This window comes from Clostridium sp. Marseille-P2415, assembly GCF_900155545.1.
Classification (GTDB): Bacteria; Bacillota; Clostridia; order Lachnospirales; family Lachnospiraceae; genus Lacrimispora.
In genome coordinates, this window is sequence record NZ_LT732526.1 from 2,526,454 (window position 1) to 2,552,659 (window position 26,206).

A 26,206-nucleotide genomic window follows, 5' to 3' on the forward strand; every position below is an offset into this window, starting at 1 on the left:
GTGTTTCCTTATTACTGTCCATGCTTTTTGGACATAAAGGTATACCCGAAGGGTGTTTCCTTATTACTGTCCATGCTTTTTGGACAGGGTCCGCCCCGCTTTACCGGGCGTAAAGGTATGCCTGAAGGGTGTTTCCTTATTTATTATCAGCTGCAGCCACACCCGGCAGTTCCTTGCCTTCCAGGAATTCAAGGGAAGCACCGCCGCCTGTGGAGATATGAGTCATCTTGTCAGCAAAGCCAAGTCTCTTAACAGCATTTACAGAATCGCCGCCGCCGATGACTGTGGTAGCATCGGAAAGCTCCGCAACTGCACGGCATACCTCCAAGGTTCCTTCTGCAAAGTTAGCGAATTCAAATACGCCCATGGGTCCGTTCCATACAACGGTCTTAGCGTTCTTTAAGGCATCCTTAAAAAGTGTGATGGTCTTCGGTCCGATATCGAATCCGGACCAGCCCGCATCAATGGATTCCACTACTTTTCTTTCAGTATCGTTGGAGAATTCCTTTCCTTCCACATTGTCGACCGGAAGAAGCAGCTTCACGCCCTTTTCCTTCGCTTTTTTGATCATCTCCAATGCATAGTCAAGTTTATCTTCCTCACATAAAGAATTACCGATTTCCCTGCCCTGAGCTTTTGCAAAGGTATAAGCCATACCGCCGCCGATGATCAGTGTATCAACCTTGTCAAGCAGGTTGTTGATTACGTTGATCTTATCGGAAACCTTTGCTCCACCCAGGATTGCCACGAAAGGACGTACTGGATTCTCAACCGCCTGGCCTAAAAATTTGATTTCCTTTTCCATCAGATATCCAACTACATTGGTCGTTGTATATTTGGTAACACCAACATTGGAGCAGTGAGCTCTATGTGCGGTTCCAAATGCATCATTTACGAAAATGCCATCGCTAAGAGATGCCAGCTCTTTTGCGTATTCCTCCGCATTCTCATCCTTGCCGTACTTTGTCTCTTCGACTCTGTAACGGGTATTCTGAAGCAGTAAAACTTCGCCATCCTTTAATTCTGCGGCGACCTTTTTCGTCTCAGGACCTGTTACCTTTGGATCGTTTACGAATTTCACTTCTACGCCGAGTCTTTCGCTTAAAGCAGGAGCGACCGGCTCAAGGGACATCTCCGGAAGAGGCTCACCCTTTGGTTTTCCTAAATGGGAACAGAGGATCACTTTTGCTCCCTGGTCCAACAATTTCTTAATAGTAGGTATCGCTCCGTCAATACGGTTATAGTTCTGGATCACACCATCCTTTAACGGTACGTTGAAGTCACATCTTACTAAAACTTTCTTTCCCTGCAATCCGGTTAAATCATCAACTGTTTTCTTATTAAGCATGTTTGGATGCTCCTTTCAGATTTACTATTTATTTTCCAACACTCACTGCTCACGCAAACATGTCCGTTTGGCTCGTTACCCGCACAAATAAAGGGTCCGGTCCTTAACGACCGGACCCTTCGTGGATCATTAGCCTAATTCAGCGAAGTACTTGATTGTACGAACCATCTGGCTTGTATAGGAGTTCTCATTGTCATACCAGGAAACAACCTGAACCTGATATAAATCATCACCGATCTTAGATACCATGGTCTGAGTAGAATCAAATAAGGAACCGAATCTCATTCCGATAACATCAGAGGAAACGATCTCATCCGTGTTGTATCCGAAGGACTCGCTTGCTGCTGCCTTCATCGCTGCGTTGATGCCTTCCTTGGTAACATCCGCACCCTTAACAACTGCAGTTAAGATGGTTGTGGAACCTGTGGGCACCGGAACACGCTGTGCAGAACCGATCAGCTTGCCGTTTAATTCCGGGATAACCAGGCCGATTGCCTTTGCCGCACCGGTGGAGTTTGGAACGATATTGGCAGCACCTGCTCTTGCTCTTCTTAAATCGCCTTTTCTGTGTGGTCCGTCAAGGATCATCTGATCGCCTGTGTATGCATGGATCGTGCTCATGATACCGGACTGGATCGGTGCATAATCGTTAAGAGCCTTTGCCATAGGAGCTAAGCAGTTTGTAGTACAGGAAGCAGCGGAGATGATCTTGTCATCTGCTGTTAATGTCTTCTCATTTACGCTGTAAACGATTGTCGGTAAATCGCTGCCTGCCGGAGCAGAGATAACAACTTTCTTAGCGCCTGCGTTTATATGAGCCTGAGATTTGTCTTTGGAGCAGTAGAATCCGGTACACTCCAATACTACATCTACGCCAATCTGTCCCCATGGAAGATTGGAAGCTTCTTTTTCAGCATAAATCCTGATGGTCTTTCCATCAACGGTAATGGAATCATCGGAAGCTTCTACCGTGTGAAGCTTCTCACCGTAGTGTCCGGCGTATCCGCCCTGTGCAGTGTCATATTTTAATAAATGTGCTAACATCTTTGGATCTGTTAAATCATTAATAGCTACTACTTCATAGCCCTGTGCACCGAACATCTGTCTGAATGCAAGACGGCCAATACGTCCGAAACCGTTAATCGCTACTTTTACTGCCATAATTCAATTCCTCCTAAGAATAAAATTAAATTTGATTGTTAAATAATAATCAACTACCCTTTATTTTACCTAATAATCCAGTAAATAGCAAGTCCTTTTTTTTATTTTACAGGAAAGTTCTCCGATAGACTCCTATTTGAAATCCTTACTCTTTCTTTACATCTCGTTCTTTACGTAGCCGGCCAGGTTATAGGCATGGTCTGAAATACGCTCCAGATTGCTGATTAAGTCCAGGAACACAACGCCTGCCGAAGGGTTGCATTCACCGGTGGAAAGCCTTTCAATATGCTTTTCCCTTAAATCCTCCTCCAGAATATCCACCTGATCCTCGTACTGGCTCACCTTGCGGACATCATCCATATCGCCTCTTCTCCTGGCTTCGATCGAATGGAAAAAGGACTTGTAAGCTGCCTGGCAGATGATATCCAGATCGGCAGCACCGGTATCGGAAAAGCTGATATCATGCCGGGCCATATATTCCGCCTGCTCCGCCAGATTCTCCGCATGGTCGCCCACGCGTTCTATGTCGTTGATGCTGTAAAATAAGTTGTTGACTACCAGTTTTTGTTCCTCTGTCAGGGACAGATTGTTGATTTTGACCAGATATTCGGTCAGCATCTTTTCCATATTATTAATCGTCTTTTCCGTTTTATACACAGCATTGGCCTCATCCGCATTTTTCGTCAGGACCGCATCCATGGCACGTTTCACATTTTCCATGGCAATCTGCCCCATATGTACGACCTCCATGGAGGCTGTTTCAACTGCAAAGGCCGGGGATTCAAAGATCCTCTCATCCAGGTGCTTCATGGTTTCAGCTTCTTCATCCTTTGATTCCTCCTCACCCTTCCGGCTCTCCGGAATGAAGAATCCGGACAGATTCACCAGCTGTTTTGCAAATGGAAAAAGAAGGCATGTGTTCGTCAGGTTGAAAATCGTATGGAAAATGGAAATCTGAACCGCTGTGATGTTATGGGCAGCCAGAACCGGGGAAGCCATAAAAAAGATAAGGGCAGCAATTCCGAATACAACAGCCCCGATCACATTAAAGGACAAATGGATCACAGCGGCACGTTTGGCCGTCCTGGAACCGCCGATGCTGGAAAGCAGCGCAGTTACACAGGAACCGATGTTCTGTCCAAGAGTGATAAAAATAGCGGCATTGGTGGTAACCACACCGTTCATGGCAAGGGTCTGCAGGATCCCTACCGATGCGGAAGAACTCTGGAGAAGTGCTGTCACCACAGCACCGATCAGCATGCCAAGCAAAGGATTTCTCCCCAAAATACGGAACGCTTCTGAAAAAACAGGAGCATCGGTATAAGGAGAAATTGCTCCGGACATGAAATCCAGGCCGACAAACAGCATGCCAAGGCCCACCAGTATCTCGCCTATGGTTTTCATTTTCTGCTTCTTCCCAAACAGCAGAAGGATCGCCCCGATTCCGATTAAAAGAGGGGCCGAAAAGGAGGGTTGAAAAATGGAAAATGCATCTCCCAGCTGATTCATGGATACGATCCAGGCCGTAATAGTGGTACCGATATTAGCGCCCATGATAACGCCTACCGCCTGAGTCAGATTCAGGACTCCTGCGCTTACAAAGCCCACCACCATGACCGTGGTTGCTCCGCTGCTCTGGATTATGGCTGTTATAAGCGCTCCCAGGAGCACTGCCATAAAACGGTTGTTTGTAAGCATTCCCAAAAACTGGCTCATACGGCTTCCTGCAGTTTTCTGCATGCCGTCCGCCATGGTGTTCATGCCATACAGGAACATTCCCAGTCCCCCGATGAAACCAAACAGACTTGATATGTCATTTACAGACATGTGTTACCTCCTTGTAACCACTATAAATATTTTATTTGAAGCACCTTCCGGCTTTTGCCAAAACGGTACCGTTTAAAATAATAGCATAGACAGAATTGTTTTTTCAACGCTTTTTATAAAATATGTAAAGTTTTGGTGAAATTTAGGTAAAGCGCCCGATTCCCTGCGTTGCTTTTCTCCTCTGGATTGATTATAATGAACTTGATTATTAGATTCCGAAACACCAATGCCCATCGAAAGGAGAACCTTATGCTGCCAGATTATCATTTTCACACGAATTTTTCAGGAGACTCCGACACCCCCATGCGCACCCAGTTAGAACAGGCCATAAGTCTTGGCATGAAATCCCTCTGCGTTACCGACCACCATGATTATGATGTGGAATCTGCCATTGATTTTACCCTTAAAGTGGACCGGTATATGGAGGCCATGTCCGCATTAAAAGAAGAATATAAAAACCGGATCGACCTCCGCATAGGGATCGAACTTGGACTTCAACCCTATTTAAAAGAATACTTTAACGAACTGTTATCAAGCCAGCCCTTTGATTTTGTTATCGGTTCCACTCATTTCGTAAACAGGAAGGATCCTGCTTATCCGGAATTTTTTGAAGGAAGGGACGAACGGGAAGCATATCTTCAGTATTTCCAGGTCACACTGGATAATGTGAAGAATTTAGATGCTTACGATGCAGCAGGACACATTGACTATATTGTCCGCTACGGTCCTAATAAATCAGCTTTTTACAGCTACGAAGCGTACCGGGACATTCTGGATGATATCCTGAAAACCATCATTGAACGCGGCAAAGGGATCGAATGCAACACGGCCGGCTTCCGAAAAGGCCTTGGACAGCCAAACCCATGCAGAAAGGTATTAAAACGCTATCGGGAATTGGGCGGGGAAATCCTGACCATCGGTTCAGACGCCCATATACCGGAAGATCTGGGTTCGGACTTTCATACAGCCAGAAAACTTCTGTTGGAATGCGGATTTTCCTATTATACGGAATTCCGGGGACGTAAGCCGGAATTCAAACCGCTGTAAATTTTTGAGCCTCAGTGCTTGGAATCGGAGAAACAACATGAATGTATTTGACATCGTCGGCCCCATTATGATCGGCCCTTCCAGCTCTCATACGGCCGGCGCGGCCCGCATTGGAAAAACAGCTGCCCTGCTTTTAGATGCCCCTGTTAAAAAGGCGGACATCCTGTTTCATGGCTCCTTTGCAAAAACCTATAAAGGCCACGGTACGGACAAGGCCATTGTAGGGGGAATCTTAAAAATGGACCCCTGGGACCCGGGAATCCGGACCAGCCTTGAAACGGCAGAGGAACAGGGGATTTCTGTCACGATCCGCACCGGAACCATAGAAGATGCCCATCCCAACACAGTTCTTATTACCCTCACCTCTCCGGAAGACAGCAGCATTTCGGTTCAGGGATCATCAGTAGGAGGCGGCAACATCATCATTACCAGGGTAAATGACATGGAAGTATATTTTACCGGACAGAACACCACCCTGATCGTCATGCATCAGGATGTTCCCGGCATCATCGCCCATGTTACCGGTCTGGTGGCTGCCGGTCATGCCAATATCTGCAACATCCGCTTAAACAGGCAGGAAAAGGGAGGATTAGCCATTATGACCATTGAAATGGACTCCGGTTTTGACCAGTCTCTGGTCTCCCGGATCCGGACTCTTCCTCATGTGTATCACACCATACTTTTAAAATTAAGCTGATCCGGTAAGGAGGAACCCATGAAATTAAAATATAAATCTGTAGAAGAACTGGTGAACACCGCCCTGTCGTCCAATAAAAAAATAGCAGAGATCGTTCTGGAGCAGCAGGCCGGGGACATGGAATCCACGGAGGAAGCCGTCTATTCCACCATGGAAAAGAGCTTTGAAGTCATGAGACAATCCGTCTCAAACGGGATGGATGAGAAGCTTCGCTCATCCAGCGGGCTTTCCGGCGGTGCAGCCGCCAGGTTAAAGAAGGCGGTAGATGAGGGACGGAACCATTACGGACATTTATTCGGAAACGCCATCAGCATGGCTCTTGCAGTTACGGAATACAATTCCTGCATGGGGCAGATCGTGGCAGCGCCCACAGCCGGCTCCTGCGGCGTCATTCCGGCAGCCCTTATTTCTGTCATGGAAGAATACAAGCTGCCCAAACACGATATCATCATGTCCCTGTTTACCGCATCCGCCATTGGCATGGTCATTGCCAAATGTGCCAGCATTGCCGGTGCGGAGGGAGGCTGTCAGGCCGAGGTGGGCTCAGCTTCTGCTATGGCTGCTGCCGCCCTCACAGAAATCTTTGGCGGCACTCCCCAGATGGTTTCCGACAGCTGCGCCATTGCCTTAAAAAATACCTTGGGTCTGGTCTGTGATCCGGTTGCCGGGCTGGTGGAGGTTCCCTGCATCAAACGGAATGCCATGGGAGTTGCAAACGCCTTTGCTGCTTCGGAACTTGCATGTGCCGGCATTAGAAGCGCCATTCCCGCCGATGAGGTGATCCTGGCCATGAAACAGGTGGGACAGCAGATGTCCACATCCTTAAAGGAAACAGCAGAAGGCGGGCTTGCTGCCACGCCGACCGGCTGCCGTTTATGCAGGCAGATCTTCGGATAGGCATTTTTTTCCTGCTGCAAACCCTCCACTAATCCACCAGACTTTATTTCTGTGTTAATATGAAAAACAGAAAGGAGGGATTTACATGAAGGATACCTATACAACTTCAGAAATAGCAAAAATAATCGGAATCCATCCAAATACCGTACGTCTTTACGAAGACCTAAAGCTTATTTCACAACCTGACAGGCTGGAAAATGGATACCGAATATTTACGGGCCTGCACGTGGAACAGTTCTACATTGCCCGTCTCGCCTTTCAGGTTGAGGTGCTTCAAAACGGCCTGAGGAAAAAGGCTGTAAAAATCATAAAAGCTTCCGCAAATCAGGACTTTGACAGGGCACTGGTACTTACCCGGGACTATTTAGAACAGTTAAAAGAAGAAAAAAGAAATGCTGAAGACGCGATCCTGATCGCAGAACGTATTTTAACCGGTTCAGAAACAGATACCGGGAGCTGCTGCCTTACCCGCAAACAGACCGCCGATTATCTGAACATTTCCATCGATACATTAAGGAACTGGGAACTGAATGGACTGTTAACCGTAAAAAGAAAGAAAAATGGATACCGGGTTTATACCTCACCGGACTTAAAGAGGCTGAAAATCATCCGCTCCCTGCGCTGTGCCAATTATTCCCTTGCCTCCATTCTCCGCATGCTTCATATCCTTTCTTCCGATCCGGGCGCCAATATCCGGGCTGCCATAGATGCCCCACAGGGGAACGATGATATTTTAACTGCCTGCGACAATCTTCTGACCTCCCTTAACCACGCAGAAACCAATGCGCAATTGATCCAAAAGCATCTGGTAAAAATGAAACGTAAATTTTCTTAACCCTCCACTTTCCCACCAGCCTTTGCGCCAGTGTTATGATTGTTCTACAAATCGATAAGGAGGAAGAAAATGAAACCAACGTTAAAAGCAGAAAATCTGTGCAAATCCTATCATGGGCTCCCGGTCGTTGAAAATCTCAACATTGAGGTATACCGGGGTGAGGTATTCGGTTTATTGGGCGCAAATGGAGCAGGGAAAAGCACTTCCATAGAGTGCCTCCTGGGGACCAGACGGGCGGAGAAGGGAACGGTTTCGATTCTGGGCATGGATCCGGCCGCTGACCGGAAAAAATTATTTGAGCATGTCGGAGTACAGTTTCAGGAAGCCAACTATCAGGACAGAATCACGGTGGAAGAATTGTGTGAGGAAATCCAGTCATTGTATAAAAAGGCAAAGGATTATGAAAACCTATTGCAGCAGTTCCAGCTTTCCGAAAAGAAAAAAAGTCCTGTATCGGAACTGTCAGGCGGGCAAAAGCAGCGGCTATTCATTCTTCTTGCGCTGATCCCTGATCCTGAGGTTGTGTTTTTTGATGAGCTCACAACAGGTCTTGATGCAAAAGCAAGACGGGATGTATGGAAATACCTTGCTGAATTAAAACGAAAAGGCCTTACGGTTCTCTTAACCTCTCACTTCATGGATGAAGTAGAGTTCCTCTGTGACAGAATCATGATCCTCAAAAAAGGCCGGACCGTATTCTACGGAACCGTAAAAGAAGCCATTGAGGCAAGCCCTTATGAAAAACTGGAAGATGCCTACCTTTGGTATACCGGTGAGGAGGTACTGATCCATGAGGCCATTTAAAGCCATGTTCAAAACAGAACTGAAGCTGTCCCTCCGCGGGATGGACATGTTTATCTTTGCAATCTGCCTTCCGGTTGTTATGGTGGTTGTATTGGGTATCATCTATGGAAGAAAACCGGCCTTCGAAGGCGCGGAGTATACGTTTTTAGAACAGTCCTTTGCTGCGCTCTCAACGATTTCCATCTGTGCGGGCGGCGTCATGGGGCTGCCGCTGCTGATATCCGATTACCGCCATAAGAAAATATTGAAGCGTTTTCAAGTGACGCCGGTAAGACCTATCATGATTTTAGCGGTTCATATCGCCATTTACGCATTCTATTCCATTGCTTCCCTGACGCTTATTTACGGTACTGCAAAAGCATTTTTCGGTTACCGCATGAACGGATCTTTGGTAAGTTTTCTTATCAGTTTCCTTTTTGTTATGCTCTCAATGTTCAGCATTGGTGTTATGGTGGGCGGTATCGCACCAAATACCAAGGCAGCCAGTATTGCAGCCAGCCTTTTGTACTTTCCCATGCTGATCCTTTCCGGAGCCACGCTTCCCTATGAAGTAATGCCGGCAGCACTTAAAAAGGCCTCTGACGTTTTGCCCCTGACACAGGGAATCAAGCTGTTAAAGGCAGCTTCCCTGGGATTACCGATGGAACACGTCGCCTTTTCAATCATGATCATGGCAGCTCTTCTTGTCCTCTGCATGGGCATTTCTTTAAAATTCTTTCGATGGGAATAAACGAAACCGGGAAACAGCCTCTCACTCCTGCTGTTTCCCGGTTTTTTCCATGCTTTAATTTTCAAGTTTTTTCTTATAAATCCCAATCACCTTTTTCATTGCCTCCTGACCCGGCGCTCCGATTGTCATCCTCTTTTCCACGCAGGTCTTCAGGCTGATGGCCTCATAAATATCTTCTTCGAAAACCGGACTGATGGCCTTGTATTCCTCCAGGCTCATATCATCTAAGGCAATTCCCTTTTCAATGCAGAACAGCACAAGCTGTCCCACGATTCCATGGGCATCCCGGAAGGCCACACCGTGATTTACCAGATAATCGGCTGCGTCTGTGGCATTGGTAAAGCCATTCTTTGCGCTGGTTTCCATTACGTCCTTGCGGAAAGTCATGGAGGAAATCATTCCCGTAAACAGGGCAAGGCAGCCTTTTACCGTATCAATGGCATCAAAGGTCAGCTCTTTATCTTCCTGCATATCCTTATTGTAAGCCAGCGGTATGCCCTTCATGGCGGTAAGCAGGGATACCAGGGCACCGTAAACCCGGCCTGTCTTACCGCGGATCAGTTCTGCAATGTCCGGATTCTTCTTCTGGGGCATGATGCTGCTTCCGGTACTGTAGGAATCATCAATTTCCACAAAACGGTATTCATTGGTATTCCAGATGATGATCTCTTCACAAAACCGGCTCAAATGCATGGCAATGGTCGACAATGCACTTAAAAGCTCGATCAGATAATCTCTGTCAGCTACCGAATCCATGCTGTTAAGGGTCGGTCCGTCAAAGCCAAGAAGCTCTGCCGTATATTCCCGGTCCAGGGGATAGGTGGTTCCGGCCAGAGCGCCGGAGCCCAATGGACAGTAATTCATTCTCTTCTTAATATCGTGAAGCCGGGAATCATCCCGGTCAAACATTTCAAAATAAGCTCCGATATGGTGGGCCAGGGTGATTGGCTGTGCTTTCTGTAAATGGGTAAATCCGGGCATATAAGTATCCAGATTCTCTTCCATCAGCTTTAGAAGTTCCTTTAGCAGACCCTTTACCAGTCCGGAAAGTTCATCAATCTCATCTCTTGTATACAGCTTCATATCCAGAGCCACCTGGTCATTGCGGCTGCGCCCGGTGTGAAGACGTTTTCCCGCCTCTCCGATCCGCTCCGTTAGGACTGCTTCCACAAAGGAATGGATATCCTCATGCTCGGAAGTAATGGTTAAGGCTCCGCTCTCTAAATCGGCTCTGATCCCCAAAAGGCCTTCTACGATCCGATCCCTGTCCCCGGCCGTAAGAATCCCCTGTTTCGCCAGCATCTTTACATGGGCAATGCTGCCTTCAATATCCTGATGATAGAATTTTTGGTCAAATGATATGGATGCATTAAAATTGTGAACCAGCTGATTGGTTTCTTTTGTGAAGCGTCCGCCCCATAGTTTCATAATTCAGATCTCCTCTTCCCTTTATTAATTGAATGAACCCGCATAGGCCTGCGCTTTTGGTCTTTTTTTACGGACACCCCTGCAAGAACCAGCAGAATCAGAACCGTTCCTGCCGTGATCATACCGCCGGCTTTTAAGCCCTGGGGCATATATTCAAGAGAAACTTCGTGGCTTCCTGCAGTCATATGCACACTTAAAAACGTATCAAATATTTTATAGGGTTCCACTGTCTTTCCGTCAACCTTGATGGTCCAGCCCTTATCATAAGGAATACTTAAATACAAAAGTCCGGCCCGCTCGGCCTCTACGGTTCCCTGGATCTGAGTATCCGTCCATTTTGTGAGCTTCAAGGGATTCCGGTTTAAAATATTATACACGGACTGAAGCCCCTCCGGCAGAAAACAATAGGCTGCTGCCACCAGATCCTGCTCATTGTCATCGTTGCGGAGTGTGACCTGCTCTCCTGATTTTAAAAACCCAAGCTCCAGTAAATATCCGCGGCTCACATTTTCAAAGCTCCTGGTCCTTTCTCCTATAAAAGCAGTTACCTTTTCCACCTTCTTATTGTTTACAAACACATAATAGTCCCCATCGGCCTCAGGTGTAAAGGTAAAGCTCGTTCCCGAAATCTCGCTTGGAACCTCCGACAGCACGGGGCCGGCTCCTAAAACCACAGAAAGATCATTCTGAACCTCCGCCGGATTTGTAAGCTCCAGCTGCCAGTTGTTCTCCAGGTCATAAGGAACCATGAACCCCAGAGACAATGCATAGGTATTCTCATGGAGATACATCTCATCTTTCATGGAAATCATGGCCGAAGTGCCTGTATTCTCTGCCTCTTCGGAATACAGCGCATATTTGACCGCAAACAGAGCATCCACCAGAGGTGTGCTTCCTGTAATGCTGTAAGCATTGGTAGAACTCTCGCAGCCCAGTTTTTTAAAGAAACTGGAAAGATCCGCATTGGCAGTGGACGAAAATAAGGATACCGTCGGAAAGTTCAGCCAGGCTCCGTCATTCTTGGTTTTGCGGGTTACCTTTTCCACCCGGTAAAAAGAAGCATTGGGCATCAGGCTGTCCGCAAGGTCCGAGGAGGCTTTATTGTCCTTTACATAACCGGTCCGGCTGGTGGTTGTCACGCTGGTTACCGTAGTATTGACCGCCGCTTCTAAGGAAATGACGCCAAGAGTCAAAAGGACCAGCACATTTCTGCTGACTCCCCTCTGGTACAAACCTATGAGTCCGGCATAAACGGAAAGGAACAAAATGGCTGCGTAAAATACGGAAAAATGGTAAGCTTCATCGGTGATCAGCTTCTGGGCCATCAAAACAAAAATTACCGAAGCAAAAAAGGCCAATACCACATGCTTCCATGGAATTTCATCCAAATGGATATAAGCATTGTAACACACAAGCAGCATCAGGAAAATATAGATAAAGGATTGTCTGCATGGCAGGCTGTTCGGATAATGAAATCCATGCCAGATAAAGTTCAGCACATTTATCGAAAAGCTGGCAAAGAAAAACAGCAGCAGCGTACACATCACAATCTTTTCCCTCTGCCGGATCTGCCGGCAGCCCAGGTACAGAAGGAAGAACATGAGGACTGCCACTCCGCAATAGATATTTGGCCAATGATCCAGTCCGATTTCCGTCTCCACTGCCGGAAGATGTCTTGCTATCATATCAAATATGGAAAAATAGGAACTAATGGTCTGCGGAAAATTAAAATCCCCGGAAGCAGTCGACTGCAGTGCATAAATTTCCGGCAGCAGAACGACCGCCGCAAGCCCTCCGGCCAACAGGGAAAACAAGGCAAAATGCCCTGTGTGAATAAAAATTTCCTTCCATGGCTCCCTTCCTTCTAAAACGAGAAGCGCAACGAAATAGAATACCATAAATATACATATCATAATAGATATGTAATAATTAGATAAAATCGATAACCCAAGAGTTATACAATATAGGAAACACTTCTTTTCTTTGACCAGCCGTTCCAATCCCAGCATGACGAGCGGAAAGAGAAAGATGCAGTCCAGCCACATGATATTCCAGCTATAGGCTGCCATATATCCGGATAACGCATAAAAGATGCCAAAAAAGGCGATTCCGAAATCATTGGTTTTATTATGCCTGCGCAAATACCAGGCAAACGTAAGACCGCTTAACCCGATTTTAAAAACGATCATATAAGTCATGAACTCTATGATATAGTTCTTCGGGCAAAGGACGATCAGCCAATTCAAAGGGCTTGCCAGATAATAGGCATAAAGAGCCGCAAAGTTCACGCCCATGCCGATATCCCAGCTATACAGAAGACTTCCTCCATGAGTCAGCTTGTACTGGAACTCCGAAAAAAACGGGGCATACTGATGATACATATCGGTCCGAAGAAAGCTCTCCTCACCAAACGGAAAAATCCCGCGCTGGGCAAATATGATGATCATGATAGCTATTGGCACAAAGAACGCTGCCGCAAGGCCATCGGAAGGCTTCACCAGATTGGAGTGTTTCCGCTCTTTCTTCCGGGACGTACTTTCGTTTAAGGCCTCCAGCCCTATGTGTTCATCAATAGGATCCGGCTTTATTCTTTCTTCTTCCGCATATTCCATATCTTCATCAAACAGCTCTTCCATACCTTCAACCGGAATATCCAGACGTATCCCCGGCATGGATGCCTCATTAAAATCCAAAGCCGCCTCTTCCCCATGGGATCTGAGAATTTCCGCCTTCTCTTCTTCCCCGGCTTTCAAAACCTTATCCCCTGCTGTATCTTCTTTTTCACCTGATGTCATCCTTAGCATATCCTCTAGTTCTTTTGAAATCTTTTCAATCTCGTCATCGTGTTCCATTTCATTTACCTCTCTTTACAGGGGTTTTTCCTCACTCTTACGGAATATGAAAAGCTTGCTGAATACATAGTTTACAATCACAACAACTATGGATACCAGTACTTTACTTACATATTCATCCATATTGAGCCAGGAAACCATCATCACCATAAAAACCATTTCCATGACGCCTGACGCTGCTCTGCATGCGGTAAATGAAACGATTTCCTTCATGACAAAGCCCAGATGCAGGTCATAGCTTTGAAAAACAAAGATTTTATTTACAATAAAGGCAAACAGGACCGATACCACCCACGCAGCCGCTGTTGCGATCCGGTAATCGATGCCGGTCTTCACCATCCCGGCGTAGACAGCCCAGTTCACCAGCGTTGTCAGCACTCCAAAAAACAGATAGGAAATGACTTCACGGTTCATGACCTTGTCCCATATTTTTTTAATCATCATCTTTTCTCCTGTAAATTTACATTTCTACTATTGGATCATGAATCTCACTTGTACCCATTGTATTATAGGGAGAGGAAATTGTAAAGGGATTCTATGGCTTCGCTGCCAGAAACTGCCTGGCACCGTCAGAATAATGGATCTTATAATCATCTGTAATAAACACACCGTACACATCGTCCATGGATTCCACCAGCTCCATCCCTTTTTCCAGCCCCAGGGAAAAGCAGGTGGTGGATAAGGCATCTCCGTCTACGGACAGCTTTGATAAAATGGTGACGGACACCAGACCGTTCTCATAAGGATAACCGTCTTTTGGATTTAAAATATGATGATAGTTCACCCCATCCTTTTCAAAGTGGCGTTCATAAACACCGGAGGATACCACTGACATATCCCTGATATCCAGCGTTTCTATGGTCTCGTTCCGGTCCGCATATGGTTTCTGAAGCCCGACCTTAAAAGGAGTGCCATCAGGCTTTTGCCCCACGCAGAGAACATTTCCGCCTAAATTAATGACCGCACTTTTCACTCCCTGTTTCAGGAGGTAATCCTTCATCCGGTCTGCAATATATCCTTTGGCAATTGCCCCAAAATCAAGAGAAGTATCGGCTGATAAAAAAGTAAGGGTATTTTCCTCAAGCTTTAAATTCCGGTAATCCACTTTCTCCACTGCCTGCCTGATGTCCTCCTTTGGCGGGATCACAGGATCAGGAGAAGTGAAATCCCATAGCGATGACAACGGTTCCACGGTTATATCAAAGGCTCCGTCCGACATCTGGGAATAAGAAAGCCCTTTGGAAACCAATGCAGCCACATCCGCTGATACCGTTACGGCCTGTTCCCCGGCAGGCCTGTGATTCAGCTTGTAGACCTCGCTTCCTTCCAGGGTTTTACTGAAAATATTCTCATATGACCGGCACAAATCCAGACAGTCATTCAATATTTCCGGATCATCCTTATCATAGAGCGTCACAGTCACAAAGGTATTGAGCATAAAGCCGGACTTGCTGACCGGCTCCACCTTTCTCTCACATCCGGTAAGCAAAAACATAACCAGGCCGGCGGTTAAAACAACGATTCTTCCTTTCTTCATCCCATATCCTCCATCTTCCTTTGCGCCGTCTTTGCATGATCCACAAACATCTGACGGACTCCTTCCAGTTCTCCCATGCCTTTTAACAGACAGACCACCTGGTATCCATCAGACTCCAGCTGGCTTTTCCAGGAATCTGCGTCCCTTCCGGCCATGTCGTTATGGGCGTGATCGCCGGAAACGATCATAAGCGGCTGCAATACCATCCGGCTGGAATCCGTTTTCCCTACCTCTTCTTTTACGGTTTTAAATGACGGCTCGGCTTCCACGGTTCCGATATGATACCTGCCATAACCTTTTTGACGGAAAACTCCGGCCAGACGTTCATAGGTACCATTGGCCGCATGTTCTGTGCCATGGCCCATTAATATAATCTCCGTTCCTTCCCGGTCATATTCCTTTGTATCATCTGCTAATATATCAGAAAGCCTCTGGTAATCCTCTTCCTCGGAAAGCAGAGGTTTTCCGCATACAACCCGGTCGAACTGTTCCTCATATTCTTTTACCGCAGCCAGCATACAGTCATTCTCTTCCCCGCCCATGACAAGTGTCGGCTGTATGATAACCCGTTCATATCCGGCCTTTGCCAGCTTTTCCATGGCCTCCGGTACACTGTCTACATAGATGCCGTCCCGCTTTTTCAGTATCTCTATGATGATCCGGCTTGTAAACGCCCGGCGTAACTCGTAATCCGCAAATTCATCTTTCATGGCCCGTTCAATGGCCTCAATGGTTTTTATCCTGCTTTCATTATAGCTTGTCCCAAAGCTCACTACTAAAATTGCCTGTTTCATCTTTCCGTCCCATGCTTTCTTTCCATTTTCCTGACTACCATATCACAGATGAATTTTGCTGTCAAATCCCTTTTCACGCACCATGGGCGCAAAACCAAAAGGTTCTGCGCCCATGACACACATTGCATTCATTTTTCGGAGATTATTTAAAAATCTACCTCTTTATCATAGTAACAACAGGTTAACAGTTTCTCCATCTCGGCCGGAGTAACCGGTCTTGGATTGGAGCCGGTGCATGCATCACCTACTGCCAACTCAGCTACTGACGCTAATTTTTCATTGAACTCTGCTTCGTCAATGATTCCGCCCTCATATTCCTTGATACAGGTGGGAATATTCAGCTTTTCGTTCATGGAACGGATTTCTGCGATCAATGCATCAATCAGTTCCTTGTCATCATTGCCCTTTAAATCAATAAAGCGGGCAATCTCCCCATAGCGCTTTGCAGCCTCGGGAACCTTGGAATTAAACTTAATTACCTTCGGCAGATACATGGCATTTGCACAGCCATGCACAATATGTCCGCCAGAGTAAGCAGCGCCTGTCTTATGAGCCATGGAATGAACAATGCCTAAAAGAGCATTGGAGAATGCCATTCCGGCCAGACACTGGGCATTATGCATGCGGGCACGTGCTTCCGTATCTCCGTTGTAAGAATCAATTAAGTCATTATGTACCATCTTAATCGCATGAAGCGCAAGAGGATCGGTATAATCGCAATGAAGGGTCGATACATAAGCTTCAATCGCGTGAGTCAACGCATCCATACCCGTATGTGCAGTCAGCTTCTGCGGCATTGTCTCAGCCAGATCCGGATCAACGATCGCTACATCCGGTGTGATGTTAAAGTCTGCCAGCGGATACTTGATTCCCTTTTTATAATCTGTGATTACGCTGAATGCCGTAACTTCGGTAGCAGTACCGGAAGTAGACGGAATGGCGCAGAACTTTGCCTTTGTTCTCAGGGTCGGGAAATTGAATGGTATGCACAAATCCTCAAATGTGGTTTCCGGATATTCATAGAACGCCCACATAGCCTTTGCCGCATCAATGGGGGAACCCCCGCCGATCGCAACGATCCAGTCCGGCTCAAACTGACGCATCATTTCAGCGCCCTTCATAACCGTATCCACACTTGGATCCGGTTCCACTCCTTCAAACAGCTTTACTTCTATTCCAGCTTCCTTTAAGTAAGCTTCAACCCGATCAAGAAATCCAAAACGTTTCATCGAACCGCCGCCAACGACCACGACTGCCTTTTTTCCTACCAAATTCTTTAGTTCTTCCAGGGCGCCTTTTCCGTGATATAAGTCTCTCGGTAATGTAAATCTAGCCATTGTAAAACCCTCCTTATGAATCTCCAGTACTTTCTGTGTAATATTGTAGTTCAATTGGACAGGAAATACAAAGGTAAAAAAATATATATCAGTATATAAATACTGATATATATTTAACATTCAGATTATGATAAAGTTTCTTTCACTGTTTCCAGTTCTTTTAAGAATTTTTTATCCCAGACCGTTAAAGGGTATCCCTTCCGGTATACTAAAACGTCCCGGAATTTTCCGGCCTGTTTTCTGCAATGCCGCTCCACCAGATGAAACCTTGTAAGAATTTCCGACGGCATAGGGGACACCCACATGTACGTATCCGGATCTTCACACAGAAGCTGAAACTGGCTCCCCCGCTCAAATATGTAGATGTGCTTTGAGGATTCCGGAATTTTCTTCCCTTTTTCATGATCTTCCCTGGGGCCCGATGTTCCATCACCATGGGTAATCTCAATGTATGGCATCAAATCTTCCGGTTCAATGTCATTCTTCCCCGCAAGCGGATGGTCTGCTGACATGAGAAGCCTTGACGGATATTCAAAAACCGTTTCAGGCACAAGTCCTTTTGACGCCGCTGTCCGGGCATAGTATTTTTCAGAAGCGTAAGGGTACCGTATGATTCCCAGATTATATTCCCCTGTTTCCACATCTCTTATGGTATCTGCAGAATTCGTTTCCCGCAGCCACACATTCATGATTTCCTCATGGCCCAGATTTCGGATAAATCTGGAAAAAGCATAGCTTAAGTAACTGGCCCTGGGCATTGACAGGGAAAATTCCATTCCGTTCCCCTGTTCCGGCTTATATAAATGTTCCATTTCCTCGATCTGGACCAGGACATTTCTGGCATATTCCAGAAAAATCCTTCCTCTGGCCGTAGGAATCACCCCTTTGGGAGTCCGTTTGAAAATGGGTGCGCCAAGGCCTTCTTCCAGACTTTTGATCGCCTTGCTTAAATTCGGCTGGTCCATATAAAGGTTGGCCGCCGCCTGGGTAATGGAACCCGTCTTTTCCACCTCTACGGCATATTTTAATAATACAGTATTCAATCATCTTCCTCCTTTGTCTACTGCCCGCCTTCCTTATCCGCCTCGTAAAGATATTTGGACAGAGCTGCCAGTGACACGGCCATGTTCTCGTTCTGCACCAGCACGTGATCCGGTACGGCCAGATGGATGGGGGCAAAATTCCAGACTGCCTTCACACCTCCGGCGACCAGACGGTTGCATACATCCTGGGCATATTCCGCCGGAACCGTAATGATGCCGATGTGAATGTTCATTCTCTGACAGAGATTTTCAAGCTTTTCCAGAGGCAGGACCATCTTTCCTCCGATTTTGGTATTCACCTTTCTTCCATCCGAGTCAAAAGCCATGACGATTTCCACCCCGTATTGTTCAAATCCTTTATAAGACAGCAGGGCTTTACCGAGAGATCCCACTCCCACCAACGCGGCCTGGTTTGCATTGTGATAGCCCAGAAATTCTTCCATGTCCCCGATTAAATCCTTCACCAGATATCCCATTTTAGGTTTTCCGGCTGTCCTTGTCACCATTGCCAGATCCTTGCGTACCTGAACCTCATTAAGCTGAAGATCCAAAGCAATGGATGGCGCTGATATTGTCTCTGCTCCTTCCCTGCATTTCCGCTCCAGGTAATGATGGTATACCGGAAGACGTTCCAGAGTCTTCCTGGAAATGCCTCCGACCATATGTTTTTTCTCTTCCATAGGTATGTCCCCTGCCCCTCCTTTAAAACATCAAACTCCGGCACCGGTTAAATGCTGCGAAAATCTCCTGCCTTCTTGGAAGTGCAAGATCAACAGGCAGATAGCCGTCCTCTTCCAGAGAAGCCAGTCCGTGGTCCCTGACCTTTTTCTCCAGCTCATCCACCACCTGGACCAGCGTCCTTTTACCGTTGATCAAATGACTTGCCCCATATTTCAGGAAATAACCCAGTGCTGCAATCTGTTCCGTATCCGCGAGCTGTTCCACAAACCGCAGATCCACCACTTCCCGGCCAATTTTAAGGCTGTCCCGTCCTAAGACCTTCATCCGGAAACGTTCCTCTTTTCCTCCTGTGTGCAGACCGGAGGGAACGCGATGAAGGCTCACTAAAGACACTGGCAGAGAATGAACTTCTTCCCCATAAGCTCCTGCCGCTTCTTTTGCAAGCCCGGTAATTTCCTTCGGCAGATAAGAATCCATCTGGATAACATGATCGGCCACATGGAAATAAGCCCCTGAGCTCCCTGCGACCAGAATGGTAGAAATCCCATTCTGGTCATAAAGTCCCCTTACCCGTTCTATAAAAGGGGTGATAGGCTCTTTCTCCCGGTTCACCACCTGCTGCATCAGCTGATCCCTTATCATAAAGTTAGTGGCACTGGTGTCCTCATCTACCAGAAACACATGGGCTCCGCTTTCCATGGCTTCCACCACACCGGCGGCCTGTGAGGTGCTTCCGCTGGCATCCTCTGTACAGAAATGGATCGTGTCCCGTTTATCGGGAAGATTCTTTATAAACAGAGAGATATCCACTTCCCTGACGCTTCTTCCGTCCTCAGCTCTTAATTTCACAGCCGAAGCATCGGTGATCACCAGTTCCCTGCCGTCCCCTGCAATGTGATTGTAAATGCCGCATTCCAGAGATTTCAGCAACGTGGATTTTCCGTGATAGCCTCCTCCTACGATCAGAGTAACGCCTTTGGGAATGCCCATTCCCTTTATCTTTCCTCGGTTAGGAAGGCTTAATTCCACCTCCATACGTTCAGGAGCCTGAAAGGGCACCGCCTTTTTTAAAGGCTTTTTTGACACGCCGGACTGGCGCGGAAGAATAGAACCGTTTGCTACAAACGCCGCCAGATCCATGGCTGCAAGCTGCCTCCTTATCTCTTCCTGATCTTCGGAAAGCTTTCTCACTTCTTCTACCCGGATTTTTTCTTCAACCGTATATTTTCCGAAAAAACAGGTCTCAGCTACACAGGCAGGCAAAAAATCAAAAAGTATTTTTATAAGCTCCGCAGAATTAATCGTCCTGCCATTGGCCGGGAACCCGACTTCCAGTCTTAGCAGCAGGCTTCCATCCGCCTCCCGGATGCAGCAGGCCGTCCGCTCTAAAATCTCCTGGCCCGGACAGCTTACTGTAATAAGACCGCTTTTCCCGGACCCCTTTGCCTTAAACTGAAACGGTTCCACCTTTTCCCCGAAACGCCTTAAGAGATAATCCTCAAGGGCAATTCTCTTATAATACCGGTCATAGGAGGCAGCGGGAAACCCCGCTCTTTTCCCGTCCACGCGGATGCTGACTCTGGAAGGCGAAGCAAAAGGATCTCCCTGTACATGGTCAACAGAAAGCACATAATCAGGAAAACGGTATTCTCCCTTCGCCCCCTTATAGGCAGGATACCCTTTCCTGTCTATGGAACGAAGAAACTGTCTCAAATCTTCGGATGCTTTCATTCTCCCCTCCTCCAGGATTCCCGCTCCTGTCTGTTATCATGAAGATCCGTAATAAACATGGTATTCCCTATGATTGCAGGGGCGGCATTTTTTCTTACTTTTGTAGCATTTATTTTTCTACCCATTTTATAACATCCACTTTCAATTATTTTTTAGTATTCGCTCTTTTAAAATTTTACCTTAAATACTTTTATAATGCAACTACTGCTGTAAACACTTCTTCTATTCTCAACTATACACATAAAAAATAGCGCCCTGTCTCTGGTCGGATAAGCGCTATTTTTTAATCTTTATTCACCAGAACGGATAGGCTTGAGCTATCTTCCGGCTGTCTTGTTAAATATATTGTAGCATATCATGTATATAATGTCAATTTTCCTTCCCCCTTGTTTATACTAAAAATTTCAGTTTTCCCGACTGGATTGCTACATAAAAAACTACTAACCTAATTTGATAGCTAATAGCTTTATCGTATTCAGCTATTTAGATTCAGATTATCTTTATTCTTTAGGATTCGGCTCTGGCGACCATGAAGTATTTAAATTGGCTCCACTAAAAATTCGTTTTAATCCATTAGATTTTTGCATATACATATCGGCATCAGGATAATAGCAGGTATCCTCACTTTCATTTGTCCCAACATCCAAAATGGTCAAAATGTCGTTACCAGAATTATAAAATGTGTGGGCAATATTTTTTCCTGCCGGTTTTGCTATGAAATCCCCCTGTCTAACGGTTTTTTCCTCATCATTAAGGCGTAGAGTTCCCGTTCCGGAAAGGATCATAAAAAATTCTTCCTGCTGTGAATGGCTGTGATATTTCGTACTGTACGCTTTGGGTGGGACATAATCAATATTTACATAAATTTTTTGACTTCCTGCTGCTTCACCCAGTGATTTTGTAATAAGACCAACAGCATCTTGCCAAATATATTGTTTTGATAATTTATCCACGCTATTTATATCCAAATATAGTTCCCCCTTCGTAAATATAATTAATTTTTACGGATAGAATACTAAAGATTTAGCTGACTATCTAAGTTAAGCTCCTGGAATACCTATGTTTCCTTGGGCTTTCTCTTATCTCAATATTCTATTTTTCTCTTCGTGAAATATTACTGATTTTCGTTTTTGCTTACATTTTTAACATTTGGGGTCGTTCCTATAAACATTGCATCACCAAAGCTGAAGAAACGGTACCGCTCCCTGATTGCTTCCGCATAAGCATGGAGCACATGCTCCCGTCCGGCCAACGCGGAAACCAGCATCACCAGGGTAGATTCCGGCAGGTGGAAGTTGGTTATCAGACAGTCCAGAAGCTTAAATCGGTATCCTGGATAAATAAAGATTTCCGTCCATCCGCTTCCTGCCTTCAGAATTCCAGCTTCCGTAGAGGCGGATTCCACCGTACGGCAGCTGGTAGTGCCCACGCATACGATCCGGCCGCCGTTTTTCTTCGCATCATTGACTTTTTTAGCCTCTTCCTCTTCCACCACATAAAACTCGGAATGCATATGATGCTCCTCAATCTCATCCACCTTCACCGGGCGAAAGGTACCCAGACCTACATGAAGGGTCACATGAGCGATGGAAACTCCCATATCCTCAATCTCTTTTAACAGTTCCTTTGTAAAATGCAGTCCGGCTGTGGGCGCGGCTGCGGACCCCTCATGTTTTGCATAAACAGTCTGGTAACGATTCTTATCCTGTAACTGGTGGGTGATATAGGGCGGCAGCGGCATCTGCCCCAAACGGTCCAGAATTTCTTCAAATATCCCCTCATAGGTAAACCGGATAAGCCGGTTTCCTTCCTCCACCACATCGATTATCGTACCTTTTAAGAGCCCGTCACCAAAGGAAATCACAGTTCCCACCCTTGCCTTTTTCCCAGGCTTTACAAGGGTTTCCCAAACGTCGTTATCTCTTCTTTTTAATAATAGTATTTCTATTTTTGCTTCTGTCCCATCTTTGACACCGAACAGTCTGGCCGGAATCACCTTGGTATCATTAACGACCAGGCAGTCCCCTTTTTTTAAATAAGAAAGAACATCTCTAAAATGCCTGTGTTCTATCTCCCCGGTATGCTTATCTAATACCAGAAGCCTGGAAGCAGACCGGTCCTCCAGCGGATCCTGTGCAATCAGTTCCTGGGGCAAATCAAAATAAAAGTCTCTAACGTTCATAAAGTAATTCTCTCCTTTGCCAAAAATGCCCCTCTGCACGGTGCCACGCAGAGAAGCATCTGTTTTACATATTATCCGGTTCGCTGCCTGAATCCGGAACGGCTTCTGTCTCTTCTGCAGAATCCGCTTCCGTGCCCGGGGCGTTGTCTGTCCCTTCCGGCTCTTCCGTTCCATCCATCAGGATATGATAGACAGCCAGAAGATTTTCGTCAGACTTTAAGGCCTTCTCAAGGCCATCGTTCACTTCTTTTGCCATGGCCTGCACTCCGTCCGACCGGTTTGCCTCCTCCATATATTGGGACTGCTCTGCACTGGTATCAGCAACCAGATAACGGCCTCCATCCGCAGCAGTCTTCGCATAGCATACGATCAGACTGGGCGCTAAGGTCTCCGCCTGCCGGAATTTGATATCAAACCTTGCATAAACCACATAGTCGCCATCCTCCACGCCGGGGGCTGTATAGCATACCAGATTCTCAAAACTCTGATAAAATTTCACCTCTTCTTCCATCTTGGCACTTTGGTCATTCAGCTGCTCCTGAGTACACGTACCGCCATACACTTTTGAGAGTGCATCCGCATCACAAGTCTCTCTGGCTTTGAAATAAGCCTCCATCAAATCATGGATCTCCGGTATGGCCTCTTCCTGAAGCGTAAAATCTGCTTTTACAGGCTCTTTCGCCGTACCTTCCTCATCTCCTGCAGGCGAGCCTTTCGCTGCCGCCGAAACATTTTCCGGCTCCTTACCTTCCTGACCGGGCTTATCCAATATAACTACGACAATTATCAATACTATCGCTATCAGCGGAATGGCCAGAAATTTTAAAACCCGTTTGGTTTCTTCTTTTGAGCCCTTTTTCCATTTTTCTAATAAGTCCTTCATATGGGCTTGACCTCCTGGAGAATCAATCTCCTCTTCATTCTAACAAAAAAACAGATAAAAATCAACAAATACTCTTGCGCTTTAAAAGAATCTATAGTAGAATGTAAAAGATGCATCTGTAGCTCAGTGGATAGAGCAGTGGCCTCCGGAGCCGCGTGCGTAGGTTCGATTCCTATCAGATGCACTTTTTGTTTATCTAATTTTAACCCTCTAAAAGCCTTTATTTTACAAGGTTTTCTCGGCTTTATTAGTTTTTCTCAATCCTAACTGTTTCCCTGATTTTACTACTTTTTACTGGTTTTTTCTGATTTTTACTGAAATATAATGGGTCTATAATGGATGAGATAATGGGTCAAAATAATCCCTTTAAACCTTGGAAATACCGGACATTACATTTGTCATTTGATCGTTTAAAACGTGGATATATGTGCTGTATGTAGTTTTAATATCAGCGTGTCCCAGAAGTTTGCTAACAACGCTTATTTCTGTTCCAGCCTTTAACAAACGGGAAGCAAAGGTATGTCTGAGTGCGTGAATCGTATAATCCTCTGCCCCTACAATACCTGGAACATTTTTATATGTTCTGAGAATATTCCGTTCTGACACATATCCTCCATCAACTGTGCTTGCAACATGGTCAGTCTTAATATTCTTGAGCTTATTATAATCCTTAATTTGTTTCAGAAGAGAAATAGCCATGTCATTCAAAGGTATCAACCGATTGCCTGATTCTGTTTTCGTAATATCGCAAAAAGTCTTTTTACTCTTTCCCACAACATATCCTTTATCATCACGTTCTTTTGCCTTAGTTAAGGTTTTATTTACCCTTAAACCTTTATTCTTAAAGTCAATATCGTCCCATTCCAATGCTAACGCCTCGCCAATTCGCATTCCTGCATTTAAAATCAGCAGCAGAACTGGCATATGCTTGAAGAACTGATTATTACTCTGTCGTAATGTATTGTTGAACTCATACATTTTTTCAGTTATGTCTTCCGGCAAAATTTCTGTCTTTTTCGTTTTTACCTTCATATTACGTTCAATCGGCAATTGAACAGCAGGGCATGGATCAAAGGTTATATTTTGAGAATTGTAAGCACACTGGAATACTCCTTTAACAAATTCATAATGCTTCTTGACTGTAGAATATGCCTTTGTGGACGATAAATCGTTTATCATTGCCTGAATGTCTTCTGATGATACATTTCCTAGTTGAATACAGCCTATGTAATTACAGACAGTATTGTACGTCTGCTCCAAACGATCATATGACACTGGCTTTAATATAGGATATTTAACTGTTTTCATCCAAAATTCTGCATAGTCCCGGAATGATGTGGCTTCCACTTTTACAGTATATTTAGTCCTGTCCTCATTATATTCCTTAATTTTACGTTTAAGTTCTCTTTCGGTTTTAGCAGTAAAAGACTTATATAACGCCTTTCCATCCGGCCTCTTACCGGCTACATACCGATACTCATATCGTCCATCCTTTCTTAAGAATCCTTTCCAAAATTAAAGAGCATAGACAATCAATTTGACCATGCAAAGATTTCCTGTAAGTCTGCTTTGTTGTAATAAATTTTTTCCATATAGTTCCCCCTATCCTTAAATCCATATATGTAAAAGAGCCAACTATATTTAATAGCCGGCTCTGTGTGTATTATGATGCCGTAAGATGCGCAGATTCTCTTAATCATTTAGTAATTTTAGCACCATTTAGATATATCCCATCATCACGAAATTCATAATTATTTAACGACTCAACGATATTAGACTGCTTCATAAACCCGTTACATGACTGTACATATAGTTCATTCCAATCATCAGTCAAAAGGCAGCTGCCGGAAGCTAACATGCCATAAGTGGTGTCAGCAGTAAACTTTCTGTCAGGTTTGGAAAGCTTACGGGAAATTTTATTTAAAAAAGTTAATATTTCCCGTTTTAAAATGTAAGTATTTGTAGTAAAATGAGCCATAAGGAATCCTCCTCTTTTTTGTTTAGTGAAGATTTTGTTTTGCAGCTTAATTTTACTATGAAAAGGAAGAAGATTCCTTATATTTTAAGCATTTTTTAAAGTTGTTTATAGAAGGAGTCATAAATTCGAGCCTCTGTGGATAAATCTGTGGAAACTCAAGTGATAATTTAATAGACTTTACACTTTTGCTATGATATAATCCTTATATCTAATAGGGTAATCATAAAAAAGGGGCTGATATTATGGCATTGACCAATGAAGATTTGAAAGCCATAGCGGAATTAATGGACGAAAGAATTAAACCGCTAAAGGACGACATACGAGATCTGAAATCTGATATCCACAATCTGTCCGATATGATAGAGGTTCTAGAAATCAAGCAAGATGTTACATCGCATAAACTTGAAGATCTTA

General features: G+C 45.3%; 24 protein-coding genes and 1 tRNA gene. 7 read left to right on the forward strand and 18 right to left on the reverse strand.

What is annotated here, in order from left to right:
• Positions 1-136: 136 nt before the first annotated feature.
• The 3 genes from BQ9856_RS16450 to BQ9856_RS16460 form a co-directional block, all read right to left on the reverse strand.
• Positions 137-1,348 carry a phosphoglycerate kinase gene (locus tag BQ9856_RS16450; RefSeq protein WP_077612007.1) on the reverse strand — a complete coding sequence of 404 codons (1,212 nt, stop codon included), beginning with the start codon at positions 1,346-1,348 and terminating at the stop codon, positions 137-139.
• Positions 1,349-1,477: 129 nt separating this feature from the next.
• Complete coding sequence (gene gap / locus BQ9856_RS16455; protein WP_077612008.1) at positions 1,478-2,509, reverse strand: type I glyceraldehyde-3-phosphate dehydrogenase; 1,032 nt, start codon at positions 2,507-2,509, stop codon at positions 1,478-1,480.
• A gap of 156 nt (positions 2,510-2,665) precedes the next feature.
• On the reverse strand, positions 2,666-4,336 hold the full coding sequence (locus BQ9856_RS16460) for a Na/Pi cotransporter family protein (protein WP_077612009.1): 1,671 nt from the start codon (positions 4,334-4,336) through the stop codon (positions 2,666-2,668).
• A gap of 249 nt (positions 4,337-4,585) precedes the next feature.
• Here BQ9856_RS16460 and BQ9856_RS16465 point away from each other — a divergent pair, with 249 nt between their 5' ends.
• From BQ9856_RS16465 to BQ9856_RS16490, 6 genes are all read left to right on the forward strand, one after another.
• Entirely contained in the window at positions 4,586-5,383 is a 798-nt protein-coding gene (locus BQ9856_RS16465; RefSeq protein ID WP_077612010.1) for a histidinol-phosphatase HisJ family protein, read from the forward strand.
• Positions 5,384-5,420: 37 nt separating this feature from the next.
• Positions 5,421-6,080, forward strand: a complete 660-nt coding sequence (gene sdaAB, locus BQ9856_RS16470; protein WP_077612011.1) for an L-serine ammonia-lyase, iron-sulfur-dependent subunit beta — start codon at positions 5,421-5,423, stop codon at positions 6,078-6,080.
• A gap of 18 nt (positions 6,081-6,098) precedes the next feature.
• Positions 6,099-6,977 (forward strand): L-serine ammonia-lyase, iron-sulfur-dependent, subunit alpha, encoded by an 879-nt coding sequence (sdaAA, locus tag BQ9856_RS16475; RefSeq protein ID WP_077612012.1) that lies wholly within the window; start codon positions 6,099-6,101, stop codon positions 6,975-6,977.
• Between the two features lie 85 nt (positions 6,978-7,062).
• Positions 7,063-7,812 carry a MerR family transcriptional regulator gene (locus BQ9856_RS16480; RefSeq protein WP_077612013.1) on the forward strand — a complete coding sequence of 250 codons (750 nt, stop codon included), beginning with the start codon at positions 7,063-7,065 and terminating at the stop codon, positions 7,810-7,812.
• Positions 7,813-7,881: 69 nt separating this feature from the next.
• Entirely contained in the window at positions 7,882-8,616 is a 735-nt protein-coding gene (locus BQ9856_RS16485) for an ABC transporter ATP-binding protein (RefSeq protein WP_077612014.1), read from the forward strand.
• Complete coding sequence (locus tag BQ9856_RS16490) at positions 8,603-9,346, forward strand: ABC transporter permease (RefSeq protein WP_077612015.1); 744 nt, start codon at positions 8,603-8,605, stop codon at positions 9,344-9,346. Before BQ9856_RS16485 ends, BQ9856_RS16490 begins: the two co-directional genes overlap by 14 nt.
• A gap of 54 nt (positions 9,347-9,400) precedes the next feature.
• Here the strand turns inward: BQ9856_RS16490 and argH are convergent, their stop codons facing one another.
• From argH to BQ9856_RS16550, 13 genes are all read right to left on the reverse strand, one after another.
• Positions 9,401-10,774 (reverse strand): argininosuccinate lyase, encoded by a 1,374-nt coding sequence (gene argH, locus BQ9856_RS16495; protein ID WP_077612016.1) that lies wholly within the window; start codon positions 10,772-10,774, stop codon positions 9,401-9,403.
• Positions 10,771-13,626, reverse strand: coding sequence for a YfhO family protein (locus tag BQ9856_RS16500; protein ID WP_077612017.1), 2,856 nt, complete (start codon positions 13,624-13,626; stop codon positions 10,771-10,773). Before BQ9856_RS16500 ends, argH begins: the two co-directional genes overlap by 4 nt.
• A 15-nt stretch (positions 13,627-13,641) precedes the next feature.
• The gene (locus BQ9856_RS16505; RefSeq protein ID WP_235839234.1) at positions 13,642-14,070 is read right to left on the reverse strand and encodes a GtrA family protein; all 429 of its coding nucleotides are present in this window, start codon (positions 14,068-14,070) and stop codon (positions 13,642-13,644) included.
• A 91-nt stretch (positions 14,071-14,161) separates the two neighbouring features.
• Entirely contained in the window at positions 14,162-15,163 is a 1,002-nt protein-coding gene (locus BQ9856_RS16510) for an FAD:protein FMN transferase (protein ID WP_077612019.1), read from the reverse strand.
• Positions 15,160-15,957, reverse strand: coding sequence for a sirohydrochlorin cobaltochelatase (locus BQ9856_RS16515; protein ID WP_077612020.1), 798 nt, complete (start codon positions 15,955-15,957; stop codon positions 15,160-15,162). The genes BQ9856_RS16510 and BQ9856_RS16515 overlap by 4 nt, the downstream gene beginning before the upstream one ends.
• A 146-nt stretch (positions 15,958-16,103) precedes the next feature.
• Entirely contained in the window at positions 16,104-17,294 is a 1,191-nt protein-coding gene (locus BQ9856_RS16520) for an iron-containing alcohol dehydrogenase (protein ID WP_077612021.1), read from the reverse strand.
• Between the two features lie 125 nt (positions 17,295-17,419).
• Complete coding sequence (locus BQ9856_RS16525; RefSeq protein ID WP_077612022.1) at positions 17,420-18,337, reverse strand: LysR family transcriptional regulator; 918 nt, start codon at positions 18,335-18,337, stop codon at positions 17,420-17,422.
• Between the two features lie 17 nt (positions 18,338-18,354).
• Entirely contained in the window at positions 18,355-19,017 is a 663-nt protein-coding gene (locus BQ9856_RS16530; protein WP_077612023.1) for a redox-sensing transcriptional repressor Rex, read from the reverse strand.
• Positions 19,018-19,039: 22 nt separating this feature from the next.
• Positions 19,040-20,749: an ABC-ATPase domain-containing protein gene (locus tag BQ9856_RS16535; RefSeq protein ID WP_077612024.1), complete on the reverse strand. Its 1,710-nt coding sequence runs from the start codon at positions 20,747-20,749 to the stop codon at positions 19,040-19,042.
• Positions 20,746-20,874, reverse strand: coding sequence for a hypothetical protein (locus BQ9856_RS25480; protein WP_268875594.1), 129 nt, complete (start codon positions 20,872-20,874; stop codon positions 20,746-20,748). The genes BQ9856_RS16535 and BQ9856_RS25480 overlap by 4 nt, the downstream gene beginning before the upstream one ends.
• Before the next feature lie 375 nt (positions 20,875-21,249).
• Complete coding sequence (locus tag BQ9856_RS16540; RefSeq protein ID WP_077612025.1) at positions 21,250-21,717, reverse strand: cupin domain-containing protein; 468 nt, start codon at positions 21,715-21,717, stop codon at positions 21,250-21,252.
• A 146-nt stretch (positions 21,718-21,863) separates the two neighbouring features.
• Positions 21,864-22,931 carry a tRNA preQ1(34) S-adenosylmethionine ribosyltransferase-isomerase QueA gene (gene queA, locus BQ9856_RS16545; RefSeq protein ID WP_077612026.1) on the reverse strand — a complete coding sequence of 356 codons (1,068 nt, stop codon included), beginning with the start codon at positions 22,929-22,931 and terminating at the stop codon, positions 21,864-21,866.
• A gap of 64 nt (positions 22,932-22,995) precedes the next feature.
• Positions 22,996-23,814: a hypothetical protein gene (locus BQ9856_RS16550; RefSeq protein ID WP_077612027.1), complete on the reverse strand. Its 819-nt coding sequence runs from the start codon at positions 23,812-23,814 to the stop codon at positions 22,996-22,998.
• Positions 23,815-23,926: 112 nt separating this feature from the next.
• Between BQ9856_RS16550 and BQ9856_RS16555 the strand changes: the two genes are divergently transcribed.
• Positions 23,927-23,998: transfer RNA gene (locus tag BQ9856_RS16555), tRNA-Arg, on the forward strand.
• A gap of 182 nt (positions 23,999-24,180) precedes the next feature.
• On the opposite strand, the gene BQ9856_RS16560 is transcribed toward BQ9856_RS16555, so the two are convergent.
• Positions 24,181-25,161: a tyrosine-type recombinase/integrase gene (locus BQ9856_RS16560; protein ID WP_268875595.1), complete on the reverse strand. Its 981-nt coding sequence runs from the start codon at positions 25,159-25,161 to the stop codon at positions 24,181-24,183.
• 349 nt (positions 25,162-25,510) lie between these two features.
• Positions 25,511-25,792 carry a hypothetical protein gene (locus BQ9856_RS16565; RefSeq protein WP_077612028.1) on the reverse strand — a complete coding sequence of 94 codons (282 nt, stop codon included), beginning with the start codon at positions 25,790-25,792 and terminating at the stop codon, positions 25,511-25,513.
• Positions 25,793-26,206 lie beyond the last annotated feature (414 nt).

Bases quoted from the DNA above. Each gene is read 5' to 3' on its own strand.
- BQ9856_RS16510 (WP_077612019.1), bottom strand. From the start codon at position 15,163: ATGAAGAAAGGAAGAATCGTTGTTTTAACCGCCGGCCTGGTTATGTTT.
- BQ9856_RS16500 (WP_077612017.1), bottom strand. From the start codon at position 13,626: ATGGAACACGATGACGAGATTGAAAAGATTTCAAAAGAACTAGAGGAT.
- BQ9856_RS16520 (WP_077612021.1), bottom strand. From the start codon at position 17,294: ATGGCTAGATTTACATTACCGAGAGACTTATATCACGGAAAAGGCGCC.
- sdaAA (WP_077612012.1), top strand. From the start codon at position 6,099: ATGAAATTAAAATATAAATCTGTAGAAGAACTGGTGAACACCGCCCTG.
- gap (WP_077612008.1), bottom strand. From the start codon at position 2,509: ATGGCAGTAAAAGTAGCGATTAACGGTTTCGGACGTATTGGCCGTCTT.
- BQ9856_RS16485 (WP_077612014.1), top strand. From the start codon at position 7,882: ATGAAACCAACGTTAAAAGCAGAAAATCTGTGCAAATCCTATCATGGG.
- queA (WP_077612026.1), bottom strand. From the start codon at position 22,931: ATGAACGTTAGAGACTTTTATTTTGATTTGCCCCAGGAACTGATTGCA.
- BQ9856_RS16565 (WP_077612028.1), bottom strand. From the start codon at position 25,792: ATGGCTCATTTTACTACAAATACTTACATTTTAAAACGGGAAATATTA.
- BQ9856_RS16490 (WP_077612015.1), top strand. From the start codon at position 8,603: ATGAGGCCATTTAAAGCCATGTTCAAAACAGAACTGAAGCTGTCCCTC.
- BQ9856_RS25480 (WP_268875594.1), bottom strand. From the start codon at position 20,874: ATGGGTAGAAAAATAAATGCTACAAAAGTAAGAAAAAATGCCGCCCCT.
- BQ9856_RS16505 (WP_235839234.1), bottom strand. From the start codon at position 14,070: ATGATGATTAAAAAAATATGGGACAAGGTCATGAACCGTGAAGTCATT.
- sdaAB (WP_077612011.1), top strand. From the start codon at position 5,421: ATGAATGTATTTGACATCGTCGGCCCCATTATGATCGGCCCTTCCAGC.
- BQ9856_RS16530 (WP_077612023.1), bottom strand. From the start codon at position 19,017: ATGGAAGAGAAAAAACATATGGTCGGAGGCATTTCCAGGAAGACTCTG.
- BQ9856_RS16550 (WP_077612027.1), bottom strand. From the start codon at position 23,814: ATGAAGGACTTATTAGAAAAATGGAAAAAGGGCTCAAAAGAAGAAACC.
- BQ9856_RS16535 (WP_077612024.1), bottom strand. From the start codon at position 20,749: ATGAAAGCATCCGAAGATTTGAGACAGTTTCTTCGTTCCATAGACAGG.
- BQ9856_RS16515 (WP_077612020.1), bottom strand. From the start codon at position 15,957: ATGAAACAGGCAATTTTAGTAGTGAGCTTTGGGACAAGCTATAATGAA.
- BQ9856_RS16460 (WP_077612009.1), bottom strand. From the start codon at position 4,336: ATGTCTGTAAATGACATATCAAGTCTGTTTGGTTTCATCGGGGGACTG.
- BQ9856_RS16480 (WP_077612013.1), top strand. From the start codon at position 7,063: ATGAAGGATACCTATACAACTTCAGAAATAGCAAAAATAATCGGAATC.
- BQ9856_RS16450 (WP_077612007.1), bottom strand. From the start codon at position 1,348: ATGCTTAATAAGAAAACAGTTGATGATTTAACCGGATTGCAGGGAAAG.
- argH (WP_077612016.1), bottom strand. From the start codon at position 10,774: ATGAAACTATGGGGCGGACGCTTCACAAAAGAAACCAATCAGCTGGTT.
- BQ9856_RS16465 (WP_077612010.1), top strand. From the start codon at position 4,586: ATGCTGCCAGATTATCATTTTCACACGAATTTTTCAGGAGACTCCGAC.